Origin of the sequence: uncultured Lutibacter sp. (genome assembly GCF_947495725.1) — a bacterium.
Taxonomy (GTDB): Bacteria; Bacteroidota; Bacteroidia; order Flavobacteriales; family Flavobacteriaceae; genus Lutibacter.
On the sequence record NZ_CANLZZ010000001.1, the window covers coordinates 594,301 to 617,092 of the forward strand.

18 protein-coding genes are annotated in these 22,792 nt (G+C 30.2%); 2 read left to right on the forward strand and 16 right to left on the reverse strand.

Going from position 1 to position 22,792, the window contains the following annotated elements; genetic code table 11:
• Window positions 1-57 precede the first annotated feature (57 nt).
• The 3 genes from Q0776_RS02435 to Q0776_RS02445 form a co-directional block, all read right to left on the reverse strand.
• Window positions 58-2,013 (reverse strand): hypothetical protein, encoded by a 1,956-nt coding sequence (locus Q0776_RS02435; protein WP_298364541.1) that lies wholly within the window; start codon window positions 2,011-2,013, stop codon window positions 58-60.
• Window positions 2,014-2,216: 203 nt separating this feature from the next.
• Entirely contained in the window at window positions 2,217-4,994 is a 2,778-nt protein-coding gene (locus Q0776_RS02440) for a TonB-dependent receptor (RefSeq protein WP_298364543.1), read from the reverse strand.
• Between the two features lie 98 nt (window positions 4,995-5,092).
• Window positions 5,093-5,488, reverse strand: a complete 396-nt coding sequence (locus Q0776_RS02445; protein WP_298364546.1) for a carboxypeptidase-like regulatory domain-containing protein — start codon at window positions 5,486-5,488, stop codon at window positions 5,093-5,095.
• Between the two features lie 167 nt (window positions 5,489-5,655).
• Between Q0776_RS02445 and Q0776_RS02450 the strand changes: the two genes are divergently transcribed.
• Together Q0776_RS02450 and Q0776_RS02455 are read left to right on the forward strand one after the other, a co-directional pair.
• Complete coding sequence (locus Q0776_RS02450; protein ID WP_298364548.1) at window positions 5,656-6,987, forward strand: deoxyguanosinetriphosphate triphosphohydrolase; 1,332 nt, start codon at window positions 5,656-5,658, stop codon at window positions 6,985-6,987.
• 37 nt (window positions 6,988-7,024) lie between these two features.
• Window positions 7,025-11,179 (forward strand): proprotein convertase P-domain-containing protein, encoded by a 4,155-nt coding sequence (locus tag Q0776_RS02455; protein ID WP_298364551.1) that lies wholly within the window; start codon window positions 7,025-7,027, stop codon window positions 11,177-11,179.
• 3 nt (window positions 11,180-11,182) lie between these two features.
• Here the strand turns inward: Q0776_RS02455 and Q0776_RS02460 are convergent, their stop codons facing one another.
• The 13 genes from Q0776_RS02460 to Q0776_RS02520 form a co-directional block, all read right to left on the reverse strand.
• The gene (locus Q0776_RS02460) at window positions 11,183-12,322 is read right to left on the reverse strand and encodes an ATP-binding protein (RefSeq protein ID WP_298364558.1); all 1,140 of its coding nucleotides are present in this window, start codon (window positions 12,320-12,322) and stop codon (window positions 11,183-11,185) included.
• Between the two features lie 6 nt (window positions 12,323-12,328).
• On the reverse strand, window positions 12,329-13,087 hold the full coding sequence (locus Q0776_RS02465) for an SDR family NAD(P)-dependent oxidoreductase (protein WP_298364565.1): 759 nt from the start codon (window positions 13,085-13,087) through the stop codon (window positions 12,329-12,331).
• 111 nt (window positions 13,088-13,198) lie between these two features.
• Window positions 13,199-14,122 carry a hypothetical protein gene (locus Q0776_RS02470; RefSeq protein WP_298364567.1) on the reverse strand — a complete coding sequence of 308 codons (924 nt, stop codon included), beginning with the start codon at window positions 14,120-14,122 and terminating at the stop codon, window positions 13,199-13,201.
• A gap of 205 nt (window positions 14,123-14,327) precedes the next feature.
• Window positions 14,328-15,188, reverse strand: coding sequence for an ATP synthase F1 subunit gamma (gene atpG / locus Q0776_RS02475; RefSeq protein ID WP_298364579.1), 861 nt, complete (start codon window positions 15,186-15,188; stop codon window positions 14,328-14,330).
• A gap of 73 nt (window positions 15,189-15,261) precedes the next feature.
• Window positions 15,262-16,839, reverse strand: coding sequence for a F0F1 ATP synthase subunit alpha (gene atpA / locus Q0776_RS02480; RefSeq protein ID WP_298364591.1), 1,578 nt, complete (start codon window positions 16,837-16,839; stop codon window positions 15,262-15,264).
• A gap of 47 nt (window positions 16,840-16,886) precedes the next feature.
• The gene (gene atpH, locus Q0776_RS02485) at window positions 16,887-17,429 is read right to left on the reverse strand and encodes an ATP synthase F1 subunit delta (protein WP_298364596.1); all 543 of its coding nucleotides are present in this window, start codon (window positions 17,427-17,429) and stop codon (window positions 16,887-16,889) included.
• Between the two features lie 7 nt (window positions 17,430-17,436).
• Window positions 17,437-17,937 carry a F0F1 ATP synthase subunit B gene (locus tag Q0776_RS02490; RefSeq protein WP_298364599.1) on the reverse strand — a complete coding sequence of 167 codons (501 nt, stop codon included), beginning with the start codon at window positions 17,935-17,937 and terminating at the stop codon, window positions 17,437-17,439.
• Window positions 17,938-18,020: 83 nt separating this feature from the next.
• Entirely contained in the window at window positions 18,021-18,212 is a 192-nt protein-coding gene (gene atpE / locus Q0776_RS02495) for an ATP synthase F0 subunit C (protein ID WP_138656847.1), read from the reverse strand.
• 43 nt (window positions 18,213-18,255) lie between these two features.
• Window positions 18,256-19,374 carry a F0F1 ATP synthase subunit A gene (atpB, locus tag Q0776_RS02500; protein WP_298364619.1) on the reverse strand — a complete coding sequence of 373 codons (1,119 nt, stop codon included), beginning with the start codon at window positions 19,372-19,374 and terminating at the stop codon, window positions 18,256-18,258.
• A 111-nt stretch (window positions 19,375-19,485) separates the two neighbouring features.
• Complete coding sequence (locus tag Q0776_RS02505) at window positions 19,486-19,866, reverse strand: DUF6168 family protein (RefSeq protein WP_298364624.1); 381 nt, start codon at window positions 19,864-19,866, stop codon at window positions 19,486-19,488.
• 11 nt (window positions 19,867-19,877) lie between these two features.
• Window positions 19,878-20,099 carry an AtpZ/AtpI family protein gene (locus tag Q0776_RS02510; protein WP_298364626.1) on the reverse strand — a complete coding sequence of 74 codons (222 nt, stop codon included), beginning with the start codon at window positions 20,097-20,099 and terminating at the stop codon, window positions 19,878-19,880.
• Complete coding sequence (locus Q0776_RS02515; protein ID WP_298364629.1) at window positions 20,068-20,466, reverse strand: polymer-forming cytoskeletal protein; 399 nt, start codon at window positions 20,464-20,466, stop codon at window positions 20,068-20,070. Before Q0776_RS02515 ends, Q0776_RS02510 begins: the two co-directional genes overlap by 32 nt.
• 22 nt (window positions 20,467-20,488) lie before the next feature.
• Window positions 20,489-22,744, reverse strand: coding sequence for a hypothetical protein (locus Q0776_RS02520; protein WP_298364632.1), 2,256 nt, complete (start codon window positions 22,742-22,744; stop codon window positions 20,489-20,491).
• Window positions 22,745-22,792 lie beyond the last annotated feature (48 nt).

Sequence of the window (22,792 nt, forward strand, 5' to 3'; positions counted from 1 at the left end):
AAGGTGCAACGATTAATCGTTACACCTTTTTTTATTGATTCAGGTTTTTAAATTATGTTATAAACTAACATTAATCCATCCCCAACTTGAAATATCAACTTTAGTTCCTAAGTTATAGTTAGCATTTACAACAACATCTACACCATCAATTTTAACGTTAGAAAGTGCTCCTCCATCTTTCATATCAATGTTTTTAGCATATCCTTCTAAATATAAATTTGTAATTGTTGCTCCAGATTCTTTTTTAAACTGAAGTGCAGTACCATTTACTGTAGAAATTGCTGTTACATTAACAAACTTTGGATTGTTATTATCTTTATCTCCTTCAAATGCAGTAGAAAAACCAGCAATGGTGTGTGAAATATATGTATTGGTAACAGTACCATTCCAACCTTCGGTCCAGTCAATTGAATCATCTTCATTATTTTCTAAGTAAATATTTGTTACAGAAGCAGATCCTCCAAAAAACTCTATTCCATCATCGGCTCCATCAATTACAGCAACATTTTCAATTACAGTTCCTGAACCTACTGCATATAACGAAATACCGTTGTATTGTGATTCAGAGTTAATTTGAGCTCCAGTTCCTTTAATTACAAGGTATTTTATTGATCCTGAATTATCATCATCTATTGTGCCTCCGTAAATAAAACCACCTACTTCGGCCTCAGCGTCAATACCAGCAGTAGTTGTTGCTTTACCACAAATTGTTAATCCTCCCCAATCTGCTGGAGCAGGGTTAACTGAAGACATAATTACTGGGTTTGTTTCAGTACCTTGGATATCAATTTTACCACCTTTTAAAACAGCGATATAAACATCGACACCTCCTTTATCAGCGGTAATTTTTGTACCAGCTTCTATTGTTAAAGTAACTCCTTCTTGTACAATGTAAGAACCTGTTAATGCATAATTGGTATCTGCTGTTAGTGTTTTGTTAGCGGTAACATTACCATTTAAAACTTCTAATGCAACAAATTGACCATTAATAAAATTCCAACCGGAATAATCAACTTTAGTTCCTGCACTATATGCGTCGGTAGTAGTTGCTGCATTACCATCAATTAAAACGTTGGTTAACGCACCACCATCTTTCATATCAATATTTTTATCATAACCACTTAAAAATAGGTTTGTAATAGTAGCTCCTGACTCTTTTTTAAACTGTAATGCCGTTCCTCCAACAGTTGAAATTGCAGTTAAGTTATTAATTTTAGGGTTATTATTGTCCTTATCCCCTTCAACTACTGTAGAAAAACCTGAAATTGTATGAGCAACATAAGCATTATCAATTGTTCCGCTCCAACCCTCTGTCCAGTCAATAGCGTCATCTTCATTATTCTCAAGGTATAAATTACTAACAGAAACTGTACCTCCAAAAAATTCTACACCATCATCAGAACCATTAATTACTGCTATATTTTCAACAATTGTACCCGATCCAACTGCATAAAAAGAAACCCCGTTATATTGAGATTCAGAATTAATTTGAGCTCCTGTACCCTTAATAACTAAATTTTTAATAGAACCTGAACTGTCTGCATTATCTGTTCCTCCATAAATAAAACCTCCTACTTCTGCTTCAGCATCAATACCTGCAGTAGTTGTTGCATTTCCACAAAGGGTTAACCCACCCCAATCACCAGGATTACCATCAATTGAAGTCATAATAACCGGACTATTATTTGTTCCATTAATATTTATTTTACCTCCTTTTAAAACAGCAATATAAACATCTGTCCCTCCATTGTCTGCTAATATTTGAGTTCCTGCCGGAATTGTAAATGTTACTCCTTCTGAAACAATGAATGACCCTGTTAATTCATAACTAGTTGAAGCATTTAATATAAAATCTTCTTCTAATTTTCCGTCCAATACTCCAATTTTTAAGTTCTCAATAACTGAGCTCGACTGAGCAACTATTGGATCTGGATCACTATCATCACAACTAAATAATGTCAATACAGCAACTAACGCTGTTATTCCAATAAATTTAAAGTTCGATTTTTTCATTTTTAGTTTTATTTATTTTTAAATTATTTATATGCAAATAACCTTTTTTAGTGCTACTAAGCTCTTAAGTAAATATTAAGTCTGTATTATGAAATTCTACAAAAAATGGTGAATGTTAAAAAATTGTTACTTAATACTCCATAAAAAAACAGCTGATTGTAGTTAACTACAATCAGCTGTTTTATAGTAATTAAATGTTTTTTTTAAAAAGTATACTTTACACCAATTATTAAGTTCATTCCTTTTTTATAAGAACTTATTATTTCATCTGTTTCAACTGAAGTAGATAAGTTTCTTACTTTTTGCGATTGCTCAATATATGGATCTAAAAGGTTTTTTCCTGTTAATTTTATTGAAAGGTTTTTATTCAATGTTTTACTTAAAACCAAATCTAATGTTACAAACCCCTTTTCTAAAATTTCATCATTATATAAATTAGCACTATTTGCAAAATCTTCTGGAGCTCCTAAGGCAAATATTTTATCAGATGAGTAATTTGCTGCTAATGTTGCTACGAACTCCTTTTCTCTATTATCTGTAAAACTAAGAGCTGTGTTTAAAATAAAATCTGATGCTCCTTGTAAATCTGACTCCGTTTTTCCTTTATACTGAAACTCTTCCAATAAATCTTGATTAAACCACATTTTTGTGGCGTTAAAATTTAAATTTAAGTTGCTATTTTCTTTTTCCAAAAGTGCTACTCTAGTTTCAAACTCTAAACCATAAACATTGGCTGTTTCACCTGTATTATCATATGAAAAGTTTCCTGAAGATCCTCTTGTTTGAGATAAGTTTATAGGGTTTTCTATTCTTTTATAGAAACTTGTTACTGAAACCAACTCTTTTGAAGTTGGGAAAAGTTCCCATTTTATGTCTATATTATAATTTGTAGACTCTTTTAAATCTGGATTACCTTTTGTAACACGGCCAACTGGTGAAACATATTCAAAAGGAGCAAGTTCTTTAAATTCAGGTAAGGTAATTGTTTTACTTCCTGCAAAACGAATAAAACTATTCTCGTTTAATTCGTACTTTAAATTTAAACTTGGTAAAAAATTATTATAGTTATTTGTTAAACTTCCAACTCTACCTACATAATTTGCTACATCCCATTCAATTTCTAAATCATCTGTTTCGTATCTAACGCCAACATTACCCGTAAATTTTTTATGTCCAAAACTAACATTTACAAAACCAGCATATGCATCTAAATTTGCGTTATAAACATCTGGATTTCGTTCTCTTAAAATTACAGAACCATTGTTAAAATATAATTGTTGAAAGGCTTCAGATAAATTATCTACGGATGCAACTTGAAAACCTTTTGCACGAACACCCAAAAATAATGAACTAAAATTTCTTTCTTTTTGTCGGAAATTAGCACCAAATGTCAATTTTATTGGATGATCAGCATCTTCATTAAATGTAATTTTATCTTTTATATATCCGTTAAGTTCAGTGTCTTTAATTTTTTGACTTGATTTTCTTTGTTGATAATCACCAACGTGTGCAAATTGTACAGTATTGTTGTTAACAAAGTCTATTGGCGCAACATCACTAGGTAAAAAATCAGTTTCAATATTTACTTCATTTCTAATACGATTTGGTTCTTTAGCAATAACATAATTATAACCTGTTGCCCATTCCAATTCATTATTTTCAGTTAAATCATGTGTTCCAGAAATCTGGTTTACCATCATTCTAGTTTGTTTTAAATTTTGATCTCTTACAAATGCACCAAATTCTGATGGATCTTGATCAAAAACATATCCTTCTCCATTTCTTCCTTGCTCATATAAATTATCATTGGTTTTATTAACAAACAAACTGTTGTAACCTATTTTATTATTTTCATTCAATCTATACTTTAAATTTAACAACCCTGTAGTATTTATGTTAGATCTAAAACTTTCAGCATCAGTAAATGAGTTATCTAATACATTTGATCGGTATTTTTTAAAAATACCTTTTTCATGATTGTATGAATTATTATGAGATACAGTTGCAAAAATTGATAATTCCTTTCCAAATACATCTAACTTTTTTCCTCCTGATAGTGAAAAACCTAAATTTAAAGGAGTACTTCTAGTTTCAGTATTCCAACTTTGATAAGTAATTGCATCAACCAAAGCATAAGGTTGTGTATAAAAACCTAAACTAACATCATTTATATTTTGTGTTGCTCTAAAATTTCCAAAAACACCATCTTTTAAAATATTAGTATTTGATCCGGCGCTAACATCAATTGTAAATTTTCCTCCATTATAACCTTTCGTTGTAATATCAACATTACCCGATGTTTGATCTGCGTAGTTTTCGGTTGAATACGTTTTACTTATTCCAACATTTTGAATAATTCCTGTTGAAAATAAATTTAAATCAATGTTTTTCTTTTCAACATCATCAGACGGAATAGGTAAACCATTCATAGTTGAAGATAAATAACGATCACCCAAACCACGAATATAGATATCTCCCGAGCCTTCGTTTTTTGTTACTCCCGAAATTTTAGAGGTAGCTGCGGCGGCATTTGAAACACCTGTTTTAGCCAATCTATCTGCACCTATACTCTCTTTAATTACTGTAGCTTTCTTTTGTTCTGTTAAAAGTGCAGCTTCCGATTCTTTTTTAGTGGTTCCGGTAATTTGAATTTCATTTAATGAAACTCCTTGGCTTGCACTTAATGTTTTATTTAGTGTAATTGTTTCTCCTTCTAAAACAACAACATTTGGCACTTCTACCGACTGATATCCTATAAAACTGAATACAACTGTATAAGTTCCAGGATCTACTTGTAATATATAATTACCTTCAAATTCAGTAGTTGTTCCTATTGAGGTTCCTTTTATAAAAACATTTGCGAAAGGTAAAGGAGAATTATCAACTTCCTTATCTAAAACAATACCTGTAATTGTTCCCTTAGTTTGACCAATTATTAATGTATTTACAAATACAAATAGTACTATAAAAAATTTCTTCATTTTTTGTCTTAATTATTGCGCAAAGGAATAATTAATACGTAAACGAAACGTTAATAGCTCGTTATTATATGATGATAAAAGGGTTAACTTAACGTTAACTAATTTGATTTTAAAAATGCCAAAGCCTCTAAGTTTGGAGACTCAATTTTCTCAGCCTGTAGAATTTGAACCGGTAATTGCGATTTATTTAAGGACATTTCTATATTAGCAATTTCTACTGTTTTATAACCAATAAATTTATAAATTAAAGTGTATGAGCCAGGTTTTAGATTGAATTTAAAAGAACCATCAATCTCAGTCTTAACGGTTTTATTTAACTCCTTAACAGTTACTTCTGCAAAAAATAAAGGTTCTTCATTATTTTCAGCATCCAAAACAACTCCTTTAACCTCTACTTTCTGATTGTAACCAGAAATTAAAGAACCTATTTTTAAAGATTGACCTGATATATTGTTTGAAATTACAACTAAAAAAAGCACTAATAAATATCGCATTCTGTTATTAAATTTTTACAAAACAAATAACACTGTTTAATGTTAAGTAATGGTTAATTATTAATTATTTAATCATTTCGTAATTGTTAAGATTCCATTTGTATGGAACTTTAAAAATGTAATATATTAGTTATATTGCGTCACAAATAAATACAACAACGACAATAATGAATTGGAATCAGCTACTCTCATTAAAAAGATATGGAGATAATCATACTCGATTAAGAATTGAACAAGATGAAACTCGACTGGGTTTCGAAGTAGATTATGACCGAATAATTTTTTCCGATTCTTTTAGAAGCCTGCAAGATAAAACTCAAGTAATTCCATTATCAAAAACCGATTTTGTACACACACGTTTAACTCATAGTTTAGAGGTTAGCGTAGTTGCTCGATCTTTAGGTAGAATAGTTGGCGAAAAAATATTAAAAAAACATCCTAAATTAAATGATTTAGGTTATAAAATGAATGATTTTGGAGCCATTGTTGCAACAGCAGCCTTGGCTCATGATATAGGAAATCCACCATTTGGTCATAGTGGAGAAAAGGCAATTGGAGAATATTTTATAAATGGAAATGGCGCAAAATATAAAAGTGATCTTTCTCCTAAACAATGGCAAGATTTGGTAGATTTTGAAGGAAATGCCAACGGGTTTAGAATTTTAACCGAAACAAAAGAAGGTATTGAAGGTGGTTTACGTTTGTCTTATGCAACTTTAGGAACTTTTATAAAGTATCCTAAAGAATCACTTCCAAAAAAACCAACCTCTCATATAGCCGACAAAAAATACGGTGTTTTTCAATCTGAACTCAATTTTTTTAATGAATTAGCTCAAGATTTAGGTCTTATTTCAACTGGGAAAAATGGCGATATAGCTTTTAAACGTCATCCATTAGCATATTTAGTTGAAGCCGCTGACGATATTTGTTATACAATTATTGATTTTGAAGATGGAATTAACTTAGGACTTATTGAAGAAGAATTTGCATTAGAATATTTAATAAAATTAGTTAAAGACACTATAAATTCAGAAAAATACTACCAATTAAAACATAAAAAAGATCGTTTAAGTTATTTACGAGCCTTAGCAATTGGAACTCTTATTGGTGAAGCCACTAGAGTATTTTTAGAAAACGAAGACGCTATACTAAATGGAGACTTCCCCCATTCTTTATTAGATAAATGTAAATATGAAGCACAAATTAACGATATCATTAAAATTAGTGTAGAAAAAATTTATAAGAGTCGTGAAGTTATTGAGAAAGAACTAGTTGGTTATTCAATAATAAGTAAATTATTAGATGTTTTCTTAACAGCAATAAATAATAAGTTTGAAAATAAAATGAGTAATTACGATAAATTAATATTAAATTTGTTGCCAGAAAATTTGCAAAAACCACCAAAAACCCTGTATCTTAGAACTTTAACTATTTGTGGCTTTGTTGCTAGCTTAACCGATGGCTTTGCTTTTCAACTTTATAAAAAAATAAATAGTTAAATTATTAAATAGAATAGCTTTTTTACAAACCCCTATAATGAAAAAAAGATTACCCCCTTTTTTATTGCTAATCTCATTGGCAGTATTAACATTTTTTCTATTCAAATCTTCATTTAAAAATAATTTGGAGCAAGTGGATTCTGTATCCTTAATTAGGAGCAAACACGCTGACTTTTTAAAAAATAGCCCATTTAAAAAAACGTTAAAACTTTCAAAATCTCAAAGAAAAGCAATCCAGTTACCACCAAATAAATACTACGAACGAGAGTGGGAGTTAACAATGAATCCATTTACTGGAAAACCAGAACCGGAAAAAATTTATCAAATTCAGAAAAATAGAAATAAAAAAAACAAATCATATTCTGGAAAATACCCAGGAGACGAAGCAAGTAATAGTTGGGTTGAAAGAGGACCTAACAATGTTGGTGGACGAACAAGAGTAGTTTTATTTGACCCCAATGACGCAACGAATAAACGCGTTTTCGCAGGTGGAGTAAGCGGAGGTTTGTGGGTTAATAATGATATTACCAATTCCAATTCATCTTGGACACTGGTTAGTGGTGTACCCAGTAATATGAATATTTCTTGTATTACAGTTGACCCGAATAACCCACTTATTTGGTATATTGGTACCGGAGAACAATACACTTTTGGTGCAGCAGTTGGTAATGGTGTATATAAAACAACCAACGGTGGAACAAATTGGTCACATGTACCAATAAATGTTGTAGGAGGAGGAAGTTCTACAGATTTAGAAGGGGCCTATTATATTAACGATATTTTAGCATACTACAATGGAACTTCTACTGATGTTTTTATTGGAGTTGGATCACATGTGTATGGAGATGCTGCAAGCCCAACAAACTGGTTAGGTTTCTATAACTCAGGGCTGTACAAATCTTCAAACGGAGGAACTTCATGGAATAGAATTGAGCCTCCAAATATGCCAAAAGGTACTTATAATTATATCCCAAATGATTTAGAATTAGATTCTAATAATAATATATGGATGGGTACAATAAGAAAACCCGGTACTTCAGAAGGAGGAGGTAAAATATTTAAATCTATTAATGGAATAAGTTGGACTGAAATAACAACATTACCAAATTCTAACAGAGTGGAATTAGCTGTAACTTCCAGTTTAAATAAAATATATGCTCTAACTCAAGGAACAGATGGTGAGCCTCACATATTTTTAACAACAAATGGGTTTAACAACTATACAGAATTAACAAAACCAGACGACGCAGATACCGGAATTCCTGCCAATGATTTTACAAGAAATCAAGATTTTTACAATTTGGTTATTGAAGTAGACCCAAACAATGATGCAATTGTTTATGTTGGAGGAATTGATTTATTTAGATCAACCAATTCAGGAAGTAGTTGGTCACAAATATCTAAATGGTCTAATAATAATAATTTAGCTAGTTTAAATTGTTCATTAGTTCATGCAGATCAGCATGCATTTACCTTTAGACCAGGAAACAGTAATGAAGCTGTTATAGGTTGTGATGGAGGTGTATATTATGCAAATAGTTTGTCTACAGCAAGTAGCTCAGATGTATTTACTGTAATGAATACCAATTATAATGTTACTCAGTTTTATTATGGTGGTTATGGTCCAAGTTCTTCAACTGAATTAATTATTGCAGGTGCACAAGATAATGGAAGTCAATTTATGGAAAATGCGACTGCTGGAATTAATTCAAGTATTGAAGTTTATGGTGGAGATGGTGCCTTTAGCGAAATTGATAAAGATGGGGATTATATGATTGTTTCTTATGTTTACAATGATCACTATTATTTCGATTTAACTGGATCTGGAACTAATTACTCTATTGATAATGGTGATTCAGATGGTGATTTTATAAATCAAGCTGCATTAGATCCTAGTTTAGATATCATGTACTCAAATGGAACAAATGGATCCAATTCCATAAATAGATATTCTTTGGGAAGTAATTCTGCTATAAAAACTAAACTTACTAATTCATTATTAAGTTCTTCTCCAACAGCCTTTAAAGTTTCTCCTTACACAACAGATAAAACTGTTCTATTGGTTGGCCTGCAAAATGGTAGTTTACTAAAGGTTAGTAATGCAAATTCGGTTAATACTAGCCAAATCTGTTGGGAAGATATTACAGGAAGTTCTTTTGTTGGAAGTATTTCTGATATAGAATTTGGCGCAACCGAAAATGATATTTTTGTTACTTTTCATAATTATGGCGTTTCAAATATTTGGTATTCATCAAATGGCGGAAAAAGTTGGATTGATAAAGAAGGAAATCTTTTTGATATGCCCGTAAAAAGTATTTTACAAAACCCTTTAGCTAAAAACGAAGTTATTATAGGTACCGAATTAGGGGTTTGGGCTTCCAAAAATTTTAATGAAGCAAATCCAACTTGGACAAGTTCTTTCAACGGAATGCGCGATGTAAAAGTGGTAGATTTAGATTTAAGAACAAGTGATAATTCAATATTAGCAACAACCTTTGGTAGAGGCTGTTTTACCGGACAATTTAACAGCTCAACCGAAGCTACCTATACAATTTCAACACAAAATAGTGTTATAAACTCTTGTACATCTGCTACAAGTGAAGTTTTTAATTTTGAATATACACCATTAGGTGGCTATTCTACTAACACTTCAATATCTGTAAATGGAATTCCTGCAGGAGCAAGTTATACCTTAAGTTCTAGCACTTTTAGTAATTCATCGGCATCAATTAATTTAACCATAAATGATATTAGTTCTGTTGCCAAGGGAGAATATGTAATTACGATAACAGGAGTAGGAGGATCTACAGTTTCAACCGATATTTTACTAATTGTTAGAGATGATGTTTCTGATATTACAACAATTTCACCAATAGACGGATCAAATCAAATTGATATTAATAACGCCTCTTTAGTTTGGAACGGCAATTCCGAAGCAACTTTATACGATGTTGAAATCGCTACAGATGCTGCTTTTAATTCAATAATTGAATCTGAAGCAACTTGCAACACACAATATGATATTTCAACAGTATTAAATTTAAATACTGTTTATTATTGGAGAGTTAGACCAAAAAACGATTGTAACATAGGAAACTTTACTGAAACCCAAAATTTTATTACAAGTCCAGCTCCATTATGCAATACTTTTAATAGTGTAGGAGTAAATAATAACATTACTATTTCCAGTAATTCAAGTATAACCTCAAAAATTAACATTCCTAATTCAAGTAGTGTTTTTATTTCTGATATAAATGTTACCATAAACCTAAATCATACTTGGGTGCAAGATTTGACCATAACACTTACTTCTCCAGATGGAATTTCTATTTTATTATTTGAAAATAACTGTGGTGATGAAGATAACCTTGCTATTACATATGACGATGAAGCAAGCAATTATATAATTTGTGGTAGTTCACCAGTTTCTGGAACATTTAAACCAGTTAATTCTTTGACTGGTTTTTATAATAATAATGAAGAATCAAAAGGTAATTGGCAATTGGAGATTCATGATGGTTATAGTGGCGATGATGGGGAGTTGCTAAACTGGTCTTTGGAAATTTGTGAATCAACCACATCAACTAATTCAACTTTTACCAACAATCCTTTTACCGTTGAGGTTTTCTCTTCATATGTATTAAATCAAACAGAAACCGAGGCATCAAGTTCAGGTTCATTACCTAACGAGCAGGTTTTTACAATTAACAAGCAACCAAGTTTAGGAAACATTACCTTAAATGATATAATTGTAGAATTGGGCGATGTTTTTACTCAAGAAGACATAAATACTGGAATAGTAAAATATGTTAATTCTAGCGCTTTGGATAATACAGATAGCTTTATTGTTGATATTACAAACGCAACAAATGGATTTTTGCCAAATCAAGAAGTAAATATTACCTTAGATGCCACCTCTTTAAGTGTTGATGATCAATTTTTTGAAAAAACTGGAACCACTGTATATCCAACAATTTCAACAGGAGATTTCTCAATTGCTTCGAACACAACTTTAGGAAATACAACAATAGAAATATATTCCTTAAATGGTCAAAAAGTATTTAGTCAGCAATTAATTATTTACAAAGGGAATATTAGTAAAATTTCAACTTATGGATTAGCAACCGGGATTTATGTATTAAAGTTAAATACAGAAAAAACTCAAGGGTCTAAAAAAATAATTATTAAATAATTTTTAGGAGTAGTTTACTTTTCTTAAAACTCTAACAGCTTCTTTATACTTAATATAAGCTGATTTGTTTTCTAGGCTTCTTAAATACTTTTTAGATTCTTTTAATTTTAAATAAGCATTAGGTATATCATTTAAAACACAAATTAAATAATTTGTGGGTAATTCTTGCAAATCAATAAGCTCAGTCTCATTTAAATCTAAACCTTTTTTTAATTTTTTTAATATTGCATTACAACTATTAAATAAATGATGTAAATCAAACTTATTAAATTGAGGTGGATCAAATAATAGTTCAGTTACAATATCATGTTTTCCATTTTCTTTAAAATTGATTACCGTTTTTTCTAAGGGGTAATAATCAAATTCATCATTAATTCTTAAAAATACGTATTCTGTTATTCTAAATGAATGTGAATTTAGTTCAATTTTAACTTCATCCAATGCAGAGTAAAATAGTTTTACCTGCTCATTAATCAATTCAATATCAACTCTTGAATAAAACTCTTTAGAACCTACTTTCTTCTTTTTTCCAGCCCAACATAAAACAAACTGTTCGTTAAAAACTTTGTAGGTTGGGTGATATTCTGGCTTATGTCTTTCAAAAAAATCAAATACTCCATCCAATGTTAACTGAATATTATTACTTGCATTTTTCTCAATACTTTCTACAATATCCTTATTAGTACTCTTCAGTTCAAAATTACCATGGGTTGACATGGAATTACTTCCCCTCCTATAAAAAACCAAGCCTTTACTATATTTCCAAATAGCTCTTTTTAAGCAAGTTACTTTATTTATTGGATTTATTGTTACCAATCCTACTACCTTATGTCTTGGTAAACTTGGAAACGGAATATTTTCATATTGAATTTTTGGAGGATTTTCTAAATAAGAATTTATTAAATTTTGAATTTTACTATCATCAAAAAAATCTACACCTTCAATTTTATTTAACTGATCTTCTATTCCAATAACCAAGTATGAATTATTTTCTGGATTTGAATTTGATAATGCACAAATATGTTTTAAAAATTTAGCTTTTCCTTCTTTAGAATCTAACGAAATTTTTTGCTTCTTATCATAAAAGCTATTTTCATCATTATGAGCGAGTAAATTTTTAATTAATAAGCGCTTATTTATCATTTTCTATTATAATTCTCGGTTTATTATTGTAGCGCTGGCTTGCGCTGTAGGATATACAATTAGGTCTTCGATATTAACATGAGCGGGTCTTGATATAACAAAATAAATTATTTCAGCTATATCATTTGCTTGCAAGGCATCAAATCCTTTATACACGTTTTTTGCTTTTTCTTTATCACCTTTAAATCTAACTTCCGAAAACTCTGTTTCCACTGCTCCAGGATGAATTGCCGATACACGAATGTTATACGTATTCAAATCTATCCTCATAGCTTTATTTAAAGCATTTACTGCGTGTTTTGACGCACAATACACATTTCCATTTGGATACACCTCTTTACCCGCTATAGAGCCTATATTAACAATAAATCCACTATTGTTTTCAACCATTTTTGGAATAATAGCCTTTGAAACATAAAGCAAGCCTTTAACGTTAATATTAATCATTGCATCCCAATCATCAATACTCCCATCTTGAATGGTACTTAATCCATGGGCGTTACCAGCATTGTTAATTAAAATATCTATTTTTCGAAATTCTTTTGGTAATGAACCTATAGCTTTAAAAACATCATTTCTATTACTAACATCAAATTGAAGTGTTGTAACCATTGTTAATTTACCCAACTTAAGTTTTAAGTGAGTTAATTTTTCTTTTCTTCTTCCGCAAAGTATAACTCTAAAATTATTTTTAGCAAATATTTCAGCAGTAGCTTTACCAATTCCTGAGGTAGCCCCAGTTATTAACGCAGTTTTTTGATTCATTCCTATTATTTTTTAAGCAGTATAAATATACAAAAAAACCGCTCCTAGGGGGGAGCGGTTTCTGTTAATTGGTTATAACAAGTAACCAATCAAAAATCAACTAACCAAACTTTATTTTAAATATCTTCTAATTTTTGTTTCTCTTTGTACCTTAGTTCGTTTTCTTCCCTCATTCCTTACATCAACTTTTGACGAACTATTTTTTAGGTACTGTATAAATCCTCTTCCTGTAAATTCGTAAGTTGTTCCTGAGTCAACGTGATACAAACTTATTTCTCCATCATTAATAACGCTCAATTCAAACTCTTCAGTACCGTAAGAATCATAATGTAATGTTAAAATTTTCAGATTATCATATCCTTGAACATTATATACCTCATATCCTCCTACATAATCCCAATATATATTAGCAATATTTGTGCCAACATTATCTTGTGAAGAATAAAATGTTGTTAAATTTTCAGGGGTGAAGGCTAAAAAGTTTTCATTATCAAATTCATTAAAATCTCCTCCATTACTTACATATGATTTTTCCCAAACATCATACTCTTGTAAAAAGTATTCAATATTCTCGTAAAATATTTGATCATAATCAAAACTGTACTTTTGGTAACCTTCCAAATAATAGGTTACATTATTGTAATTATCTTTAAGTTTTAATCTATCGCTAGAAATTTCAATAACATCAAAATCGAAATAACCATCCAAATCATGAGTTACTTCCAAATAACCTTCTATTGTGTTATAATAACCAATTGGAATTCCATAACCATTTCCAGTTAATCCAATATCAACTAAGTTATTGTTAGCATATAAAGTTCCATTTCTAAATGAAATTGTAAATGCTTTAGACATAAATGCTACATCTCCATTTCCAGTGGTTTTATTATAATCTATATACCATAAATCGTAAGATGTAACTACATCCTCAAGTGAAACATAATATGGGTCCCGAATATCATCAATAACAACACTACATGAAGAAATTGATACTACTAATATTAAAGTTGCAAAAAGTAATTTTAAAGTCTTCATAATAAATTGTTTTTGGGTTACAATGTAGAAATTTCAATTTCCGTGCCAAAAACAAAAAACCACAACCACTTAAAATCTATTTACTTGATTTTGTGATTTTTAAGCAACAAAAATAAATACTAAAAACTAAGAAAATAACCCCAAAAAAAAAAGGCTTACCAAAAATATTTGGTAAGCCTTTTTTAAATTTATAAACTAAATTACTCTAATTATTTAATGCCTCTGCACCACCAACAATTTCTAAAATTTCATTAGTAATTGCAGCCTGACGTGCTTTGTTATAAGTAAGTAATAAATCGTTTCGTAAGTCTGTTGCGTTATCAGTCGCTTTATGCATTGCTGTCATACGAGCTCCATGTTCCGAGGCAAAAGAATCTCTTATTGCTTTGTATAATTGTGTTTTTAAAGATTTTGGAATCAATTCTAACACAATTTCAGGTTTAGAAGGTTCAAATATATAATCAACATTTACATTTGCAGCCCCATCAATTGGTGCAATAGGTAAAAACTGTTCAATAGTTTCAATCTGAGTTGCAGCATTTTTAAAGCGGTTGTAAACTAATTCTACTTTATCATAAGTACCTTCAGCAAACAAACTCATTATTTCTTCTGCAATTAATGCAGTATTATCAAACGTTAAATCATCATAAATTTCATTATGATTCTTTATTACATTGTAATTTTTAGATAACAAATCGTTTCCTTTTTTACCAATAGTTAAAAGGTCAACTTGTTTAGAGCTATAATTATTTTTAATTTGTTTAACTGAGGCTTTAATAATTGATGAGTTAAACCCTCCACATAAACCTCTGTTTGAAGTAATTACAACAAGTAATATTTTTGAAACAGGTCTTTGTTCAGAATAAACACCTCCAACGTCACCATCTAAAGTAGCACTTAAACTTTGTAAAAGTTCAGTTAATTTATTGGCATACGGACGCATTTGTGTAATTGCATCTTGCGCTTTTTTCAATTTTGCAGCCGATACCATTTTCATGGCACTGGTAATTTGCATTGTTGAACCAATGGATGTAATTCTATTACGTATTTCTTTTAAGTTTGCCATTTATTTATGGTATTGAGTATTGAGTATTAAGTATTGAGAAATTTTCGTCTCAATACTCAATACTAAAATCTTTTTATGCGTATTTAGCTGAAACTTCTTTAGCCGCACTTGTTAAAGTGTCAATAACCTCATCCGTTAATTTTCCTGCTTTTAATATATCTAATACATCTCTATGTTTAGCATTCATATATTGAATATAATCCGCCTCAAATTCTTTTACTTTTTCAACTGGAACATCTTTTAATAAGTTTTTAGAACCTGCATAAATAATAGCAATTTGGTCTTCAACTTTAAATGGATCTGATTGGGCTTGCTTTAAGATTTCCACATTACGCTTACCTTTTTCAATTACATTTAAGGTAGCTGAATCCAAATCCGAACCAAATTTAGCAAAGGCCTCTAACTCACGATATTGAGCTTGATCTAATTTTAATGTCCCTGCAACTTTTTTCATTGATTTAATTTGTGCATTACCTCCTACACGCGATACAGAAATACCTACGTTAATAGCTGGACGTACACCCGAATTAAATAAATCTCCATCTAAGAAAATTTGTCCATCAGTAATGGAAATTACGTTTGTTGGAATATATGCAGAAACGTCACCTGCTTGTGTTTCAATAATTGGTAAAGCCGTTAAAGAACCTCCACCTTTTATTTTACCTTGCAAAGCATTAGGTACATCATTCATTTGAGCAGCAATAGTATCATCATTAATAACCTTTGCAGCACGTTCTAATAATCTTGAGTGTAAGTAAAATACATCTCCAGGATATGCCTCACGTCCTGGTGGACGACGTAATAATAAAGAAATTTCACGGTATGCAACTGCTTGTTTAGATAAATCATCATAAACAATTAATGCAGGTCTACCTGTATCTCTAAAATATTCTCCAATTGCTGCACCTCCCATTGGAGCATAAACTTGCATTGCAGCTGGATCAGATGCGTTAGCTGCAACAATAGTTGTGTATGCTAAGGCTCCTTTTTCTTCTAATAAGTTTGCAATATTAGCAACCGTAGATGCTTTTTGACCAATTGCAACATATATACAATATACTGGCTCACCAGCATCGTAAAATTCTTTTTGATTGATAATTGTATCAATAGCAACCGTTGATTTTCCAGTTTGACGGTCACCAATAATAAGTTCACGTTGACCTCTACCAACTGGAATCATAGCGTCAACTGCTTTTACCCCTGTTTGTAATGGTTCAGTTACCGGCTCACGAAAAACTACTCCAGGAGCTTTACGTTCTAATGGCATTTCAAAAGTTTCACCTTGAATTGGTCCTTTACCATCAATTGGAAGACCTAGTGTATTAACAACACGTCCAACAATTCCTTCTCCTACTTGTAAAGATGCAATTCTTTCGGTACGTTTTACTGTCGATCCTTCTTTAATTACTTTTGAATGACCTAATAAAACAACACCTACATTGTCTTCTTCTAAGTTCAATACAATTCCTTCTAATCCATCTTCAAATTCAACTAATTCTCCGTATTGAACGTTTGATAAACCGTATACACGAGCAATACCATCACCCACTTGCAAAACTGTTCCAACTTCATCCAATGAAGCAGACCCGTCGAATCCTGCTAATTGTTGTTTTAAAATTGCTGATACTTCAGCTGGTTTTATTGATGCCATTTTGTTTGTTTTTTAAAACTAAAATCTTTTATTATTAAACTTGAAATTTAGCTTTCGCTTTCAAATTGTCTTTTTAATCCTTGTAATTTATTTGCTACACTTGCATCGTATTGAACATCTCCAATACGTAATATAAATCCACCTATAATATCCGGATTTACAATATTTTCAATTGTTGCTTCTTTTCCTGTAATTTCTTTAACTTTTGCTAAAACTTGCGAATTCAAAGCTTCAGTTAATGGAATAGCCGAAGTTACTTTAGCAACTTCAATTCCTTTAAGCTTGTCAAAAAGTTCTGTGTATTTTTTTGCTACGTCACTTAAAATTGATAATCTTTTATTATCAACTAATAAATCAATTAATCCAGAAGATATGTTTCCAATTTTTTTTGAAAAAACTTCTTTTAAAGCTGATTTTTTAAGTTCTGATTTTAAAACAGGGCTACTTAAAACTAATTGTAAATCTGTACTTTCTTGAATTGTATTTGCAATAAACACCATATCATCATTCACTTGAACTTCTTTATTCTGTTCAAGAGAAAAACTTAATGCTGCTTTTGCATATCTTACTGCTGCTCTAGATCCGCTCATTTGTTAATTAGCTAATTGTTACTTCTTTTAACATTTCCTCAACAAGCTTTACCTGCTTTTTCTTATCAGATAATTCGTCTCTCACAACTTTTTCAGCTATACCAACTGATAACTCTGCAATTTGATTTTTAATATCAATTATAGCAGCTTGTTTTTCAGCTTGTATTGTAGCTTGTGCTTGTTCAACAACTTTGTTAGCCTGAGCTTGCGCTTCACCTTTTGCTTCTGCAATAATACTTTCTTTCATTTCACGTGCTTCTTTTAAAAGTGAATCACGTTGTGCACGTGCTTCTTTTAAAATACGTTCATTATCTGCATTTAAGTTTTGCATTTCTTTACGAGCATTTTCGGCTTCGTCTAAGGCGTTTTTAATTCCTTCTTCTCTTTCGTTAACAGCGTTTAAAATTGGTCTCCATGCATATTTTCTTAATAAGAATAATAAAGCAAGAAACAATACTGTTTGCCAAAAAAACAATCCAATCGAAAATTCTCCTAATAACTTTTCCATTATTATAATAAGTGTTATGTTCTATTAATTTTTAGTTAAACAAAGTTGCAACCAACCGTTACAACTTTGTTTTTAATGTAGAATTATACTGCAAATAATGCAGCAAATCCAATACCTTCAATTAACGCAGCTGCGATAAGCATAGCAGTTTGAATTTTTCCATAAGCTTCTGGTTGACGAGCGATTGCTTCCATAGCTGAACCACCAATTTTACCAATACCTATTCCTACTCCAATTACTACTAAACCTGCACCTACCATTACTGGGATTTCCATAAATATATATTTAAAAATTAAACATTCAATTTTGTTGCACTTATTAATGTGCGTGCTCTTCATGATGTTCGTGCTCTTCAGCAGCAAAACCAAAATAAAGGGCTGATAACATTGTAAAGATATATGCTTGTAACAATGCTACTAATAATTCAATTAATGAAATTGCGAAAGCCAATCCAAATGATAACGGACTACCTAACCAACTTTTGAATATAAACATTAACCCAATTAAACTCATTAATACAATATGTCCTGCTTTTATGTTAGCGTACAAACGAATTAATAATGAAAAAGGTTTAATAAAAATTCCTAAAACTTCAATTGGTATTAAAATAATATACAATGGAATTTTTGCAATCCAAGGCATAGAACTTCCTAATGGATCAAAAATATGTAACCAATAGTCTTTAGTACCTGTAAAGTTTGTAATTAAAAATGTAATTAATGCTAATGCAACTGTTACTGAAATACTATTAGTAACATTTACACCAATTGGTGTTAAACCTAACATATTAATTATCCATATAAAAAAGAATACGGTTAATAAATAAGGCATGTATTTTTTATATTTCTTTTCTCCAATGTTTGGAATTGCAATATCATCTCTAATATAAAGTATTATTGGCTCGAAAAAACGTCCTGCTCCTGTAGCTATCCCGTTATTTTTAGCATATGAATTAGCCAACCCTCTAAACAAGAAAAACATTAAAAGCCCAACCAAAAATATAACAACTACGTTTTTGGTAATAGAAAAATCTAGTGGTTTGGCATTGGTTGCGTGATGGTGGTCGTCGTAATTAATGGTGCCAGCCGCATCAGTTTTATATATTTTTCCATGATATACTTTGTAATTATTTTCTCCAACCTGTGCTACAGTTTCACCATGATGAAATTTTGATGAAGAAAATACTTGTAATCCGTTATCCCATAAGATAACCGGAAGAGGTGCACCAATATACACGTGTTCACCATTTTCTTTAGTATACGATGTTAAACTAAAATCGTAAGAATCTTGAAGGTGATGTTGGATATATTCCTTAATTGTAGACTTAAGATCTTTTTCACCATGTGCTTCAACTTTAGATTCATGTTGTGCATTTACAGAAAAAGTAATAACCAATAAGAATAAAGTGAGCGTTTTAACTAGATTTTTTCGTTGCATAGAACCTAAATAATAGTAGTGACTTTAAATTAGCTGCAAAGGTATATTTTTATATTAAAAATCAAAAATAAATTATATTTGTTTTTAATGAATCTAAATTAAAATATTAATTTAGTCATTAAGAATTCTCTTCACCCCTAAAGTTTCTGCAATAAGACAAACAATATAAGGCACAAAAAAAGCGGCAAATTCAAGTCTATTTGTACTGCCATCCTCCTTATAAATTGGAAGAAAAAACAAGAAAAACACAAAAAACTTCAAAAAACTTCCTCCCATAAACAAAAATCCTAATTGATTTTTAAACTTATTTCTTAACAAATAAAGTGTTGAGAAAATCACTATTGCTAATAAAGTGTTTATGATATAGGATGCTATTATTTTATTTTCAAAAAGTGATAAGGAAGCAAAATGCAACAATGCAATATGAATTGCAAATGCAATAAATACGCCTAACATTAGTTCGATTATAAATCGTTTAAAAACTGAGTTCATTAAAAAAATTTCTAATTATTGATTTTTTTTAGTTGTCGTAGTACATTCCAAATAGATGCTGCCAATCCCAATAAGATTAAAATTAGTGTGCAAATTTTTTTCTCATTCTGAAAATATTCATCTAGCTTTCTACCCAAATAAGCTGCCACATAAATGGTTGCTCCCATTTGAAAAGCAATTCCAGTTAATTGAATATATTTGTTAAGCTGTTTTTTCTTTGGTACTTTTTCCATTTTGTAATTCCTTAACAGCTCCTTTCATCGCGCAAGTTGCATTAAATTCTGCCCCTGGTTCAACTGATAACTTTCCAATTATTACATCTCCTGAAATATTAGCTGAGGATTTTAAAGTAAGTAAACTGCTAACTGATAATTCTCCAGAAAACTTTCCTTCAATATCTGCGAAATTACACTCTACCTTCCCGCTTACACTTCCTGAACTTCCAATAACAACTCTTCCTGTTGTTTTAATTGTTCCTTCAACTTTTCCATCAATTCGAAAATCTCCTTCCGAAATTATATCTCCAACTATTGAAGTATTTTTACCAATTATATTTCGTTCTAAAACTTGAGGCTGTTTGTCTTTTTTTTCTGAAAACATAAGTACTTTCTTAAAGGGTTATTTAAATTTTTGATTTAATAGTTTCAATCATTTCAAGCGCTTTTTTTCCTTCTTCAGTATTTGGATAATTTGTAGCCACAAAGTCCAATGCAACTTTAAAGGCTTCTAAACCTTCTTTTTTTCCTATTGAATATGCTTTTAATAATTCAAATTTAGGAACAATACTATGTCCTTCAAATTTGGTTATTGCGAGTTCTGTTTTTTCTAAAACAGCATCGAACTTATTCCCTTTATATTCATAAAAAACTTGTGCATATTCTTTTTCTGGAGCATTTTTAATTTCATTATCTAATAATGATTTTGGATTTAAAATAATCTTGGCATAAGGTGTTGAGCCAAAATTAGTAATAATATCATTTTTTAAAATTGCTGCCCTTTCATTATTTAGTTCTTTATAAATTTTATATAACTGATACTTTGCAGGAGCTTCGATACTTACATCTGGCTTAAATTCTAATAAGTCTTCTAATCTATTTGTTGCTAAATCCAACTCATTAAATTGTTCTTTATATATTAAACCTAATTTATAATATGCATTATTTCGTTCTAGTTTAAGACTGTCAATTTTTGATTGTTCTTTTGGAATGAGGTTTAAATAATAAGATAAATCAAATTTATTAGATTCATCTATTTTCTGTAGGTCATCGGATACAACAGTATTATTATCTTGAAAATTTAACTTGGTTTTGTTACTAAGTCTCCAATTTTCTTCCAAAGGTCTATTTCCCCAAATTCTTTTAAATTCTTGTTCTCCAAATCCAATTGTTTGCGTATTGTAAAAATACCATTTACCTGAATTATTTCCACTTTTTTTTGATCCAATGCTAGATAAAAAACCGCTTCCTGTATTTTTATTTGTCTTTTTCTCGGTTTCTTCTAAAGCTTTTAATTTTTCAATATACGAATTAAAAAAATTGGTTTGTTCTGCTTCACTCAAACTTACAATTTTTAAAATACTGTCATTATTTTTAGCTATGCTTTCATGTAAAATAACATCATTTAAATTGGCACGTTTTCGGGATAATCTTCTTATTCTTTTTGAATTTTCGCTTTCTGTTATTCCTAAAATACTATCGTAATAAGCACCTGCAGTTGCAAATTCTGCTTTTTCAAAATAATAATTTCCGGCTGCTTCAAATGAGAGTTCTTTTTGAAGTTTATTTGTTTCGTTTGCTAATAAGGATTCTTTAAAGTATTCTATTGCTTTATCCGAATTACTTGTTGTTTCAATTAATCCAAGTTGATAATAAATTTCATCTAAATATTTTCTATTATCTCTGTTTTTTACCATTTTTTGAAGAATTTCCTTTCCAAAAACTGGTGCATTTTTAACTATATAATTTTTTGCAGTTTCAATTTGAGCGCGAACTTTATATTTTCTTGGAGCCTTTTTAAATTTTATAATATTGTTAAATGCTATATTAGAAGAATCAATTTTATTTTTTTGTTTATACAGTTGCCCTATAATGTATAAATTTCGAGCTGTTTGCTCTTCATTTTTAGTTGACAATTGTGGCTTTTCTACATTCTGTTTTTTTTTGGTAATCATTGCCTTCGCAATAACTTTCTTTTTTATGGTTAATAAAACCGATTTGTTTAAATGGTAAAGTGCCAAATCTGTACTATCTAAACTTGTATATGCCATTGCTAGAGCTGATTGGGCGTCTTCGAAAATCTTTTGTTTTATGCTTTCATCTTTTAAGAGTTCCTTTAAATTTTCAATTGCTTTTTCTTCATTTCGCAATCTAATTTGAGTTTTAGCATGCCAAATTTTTGTTTCGTGAATTAAATTTGCTCTTGGATAATTTTTTATCACATAATTAAAAGCTTCTAAAGCAGGAACAAATCTTTTTGAATAATACCTCGATTTTCCTAATAACAAATATGCATTATCAATTTGATTATTTCGCTCTTGACGTGCTATAAGCATTGAATGCTTTTGAACTGCTTTTACTGCCTTTTCTTCTGCCCTTTCAAATTCTTTTGGAGAAGTATCGGGATCAGCTTCCATTCCAGGTAAAGCAAACTCATCTACCTTAAGTGGTTCAACAGGTAATATTTCCCAAAAATTGTCTTCGTAATTAGCATTTAATTGTTCTAAACCTATTCTTAAAGCTTCATGTCCATTATATAAAATATTATATTTTGTATTTATAGAATGAAAATTTCTATTTAAAAATGCATCTTTTTTTGTTGAACAACCAACAATTATTAATGCAATTAAAAAGCTGAAAAAATATTTATATCTAGTATTCAATTGTAATTAGTTTTACAGTCCTTTTAACTACATACTTAATATAAATAT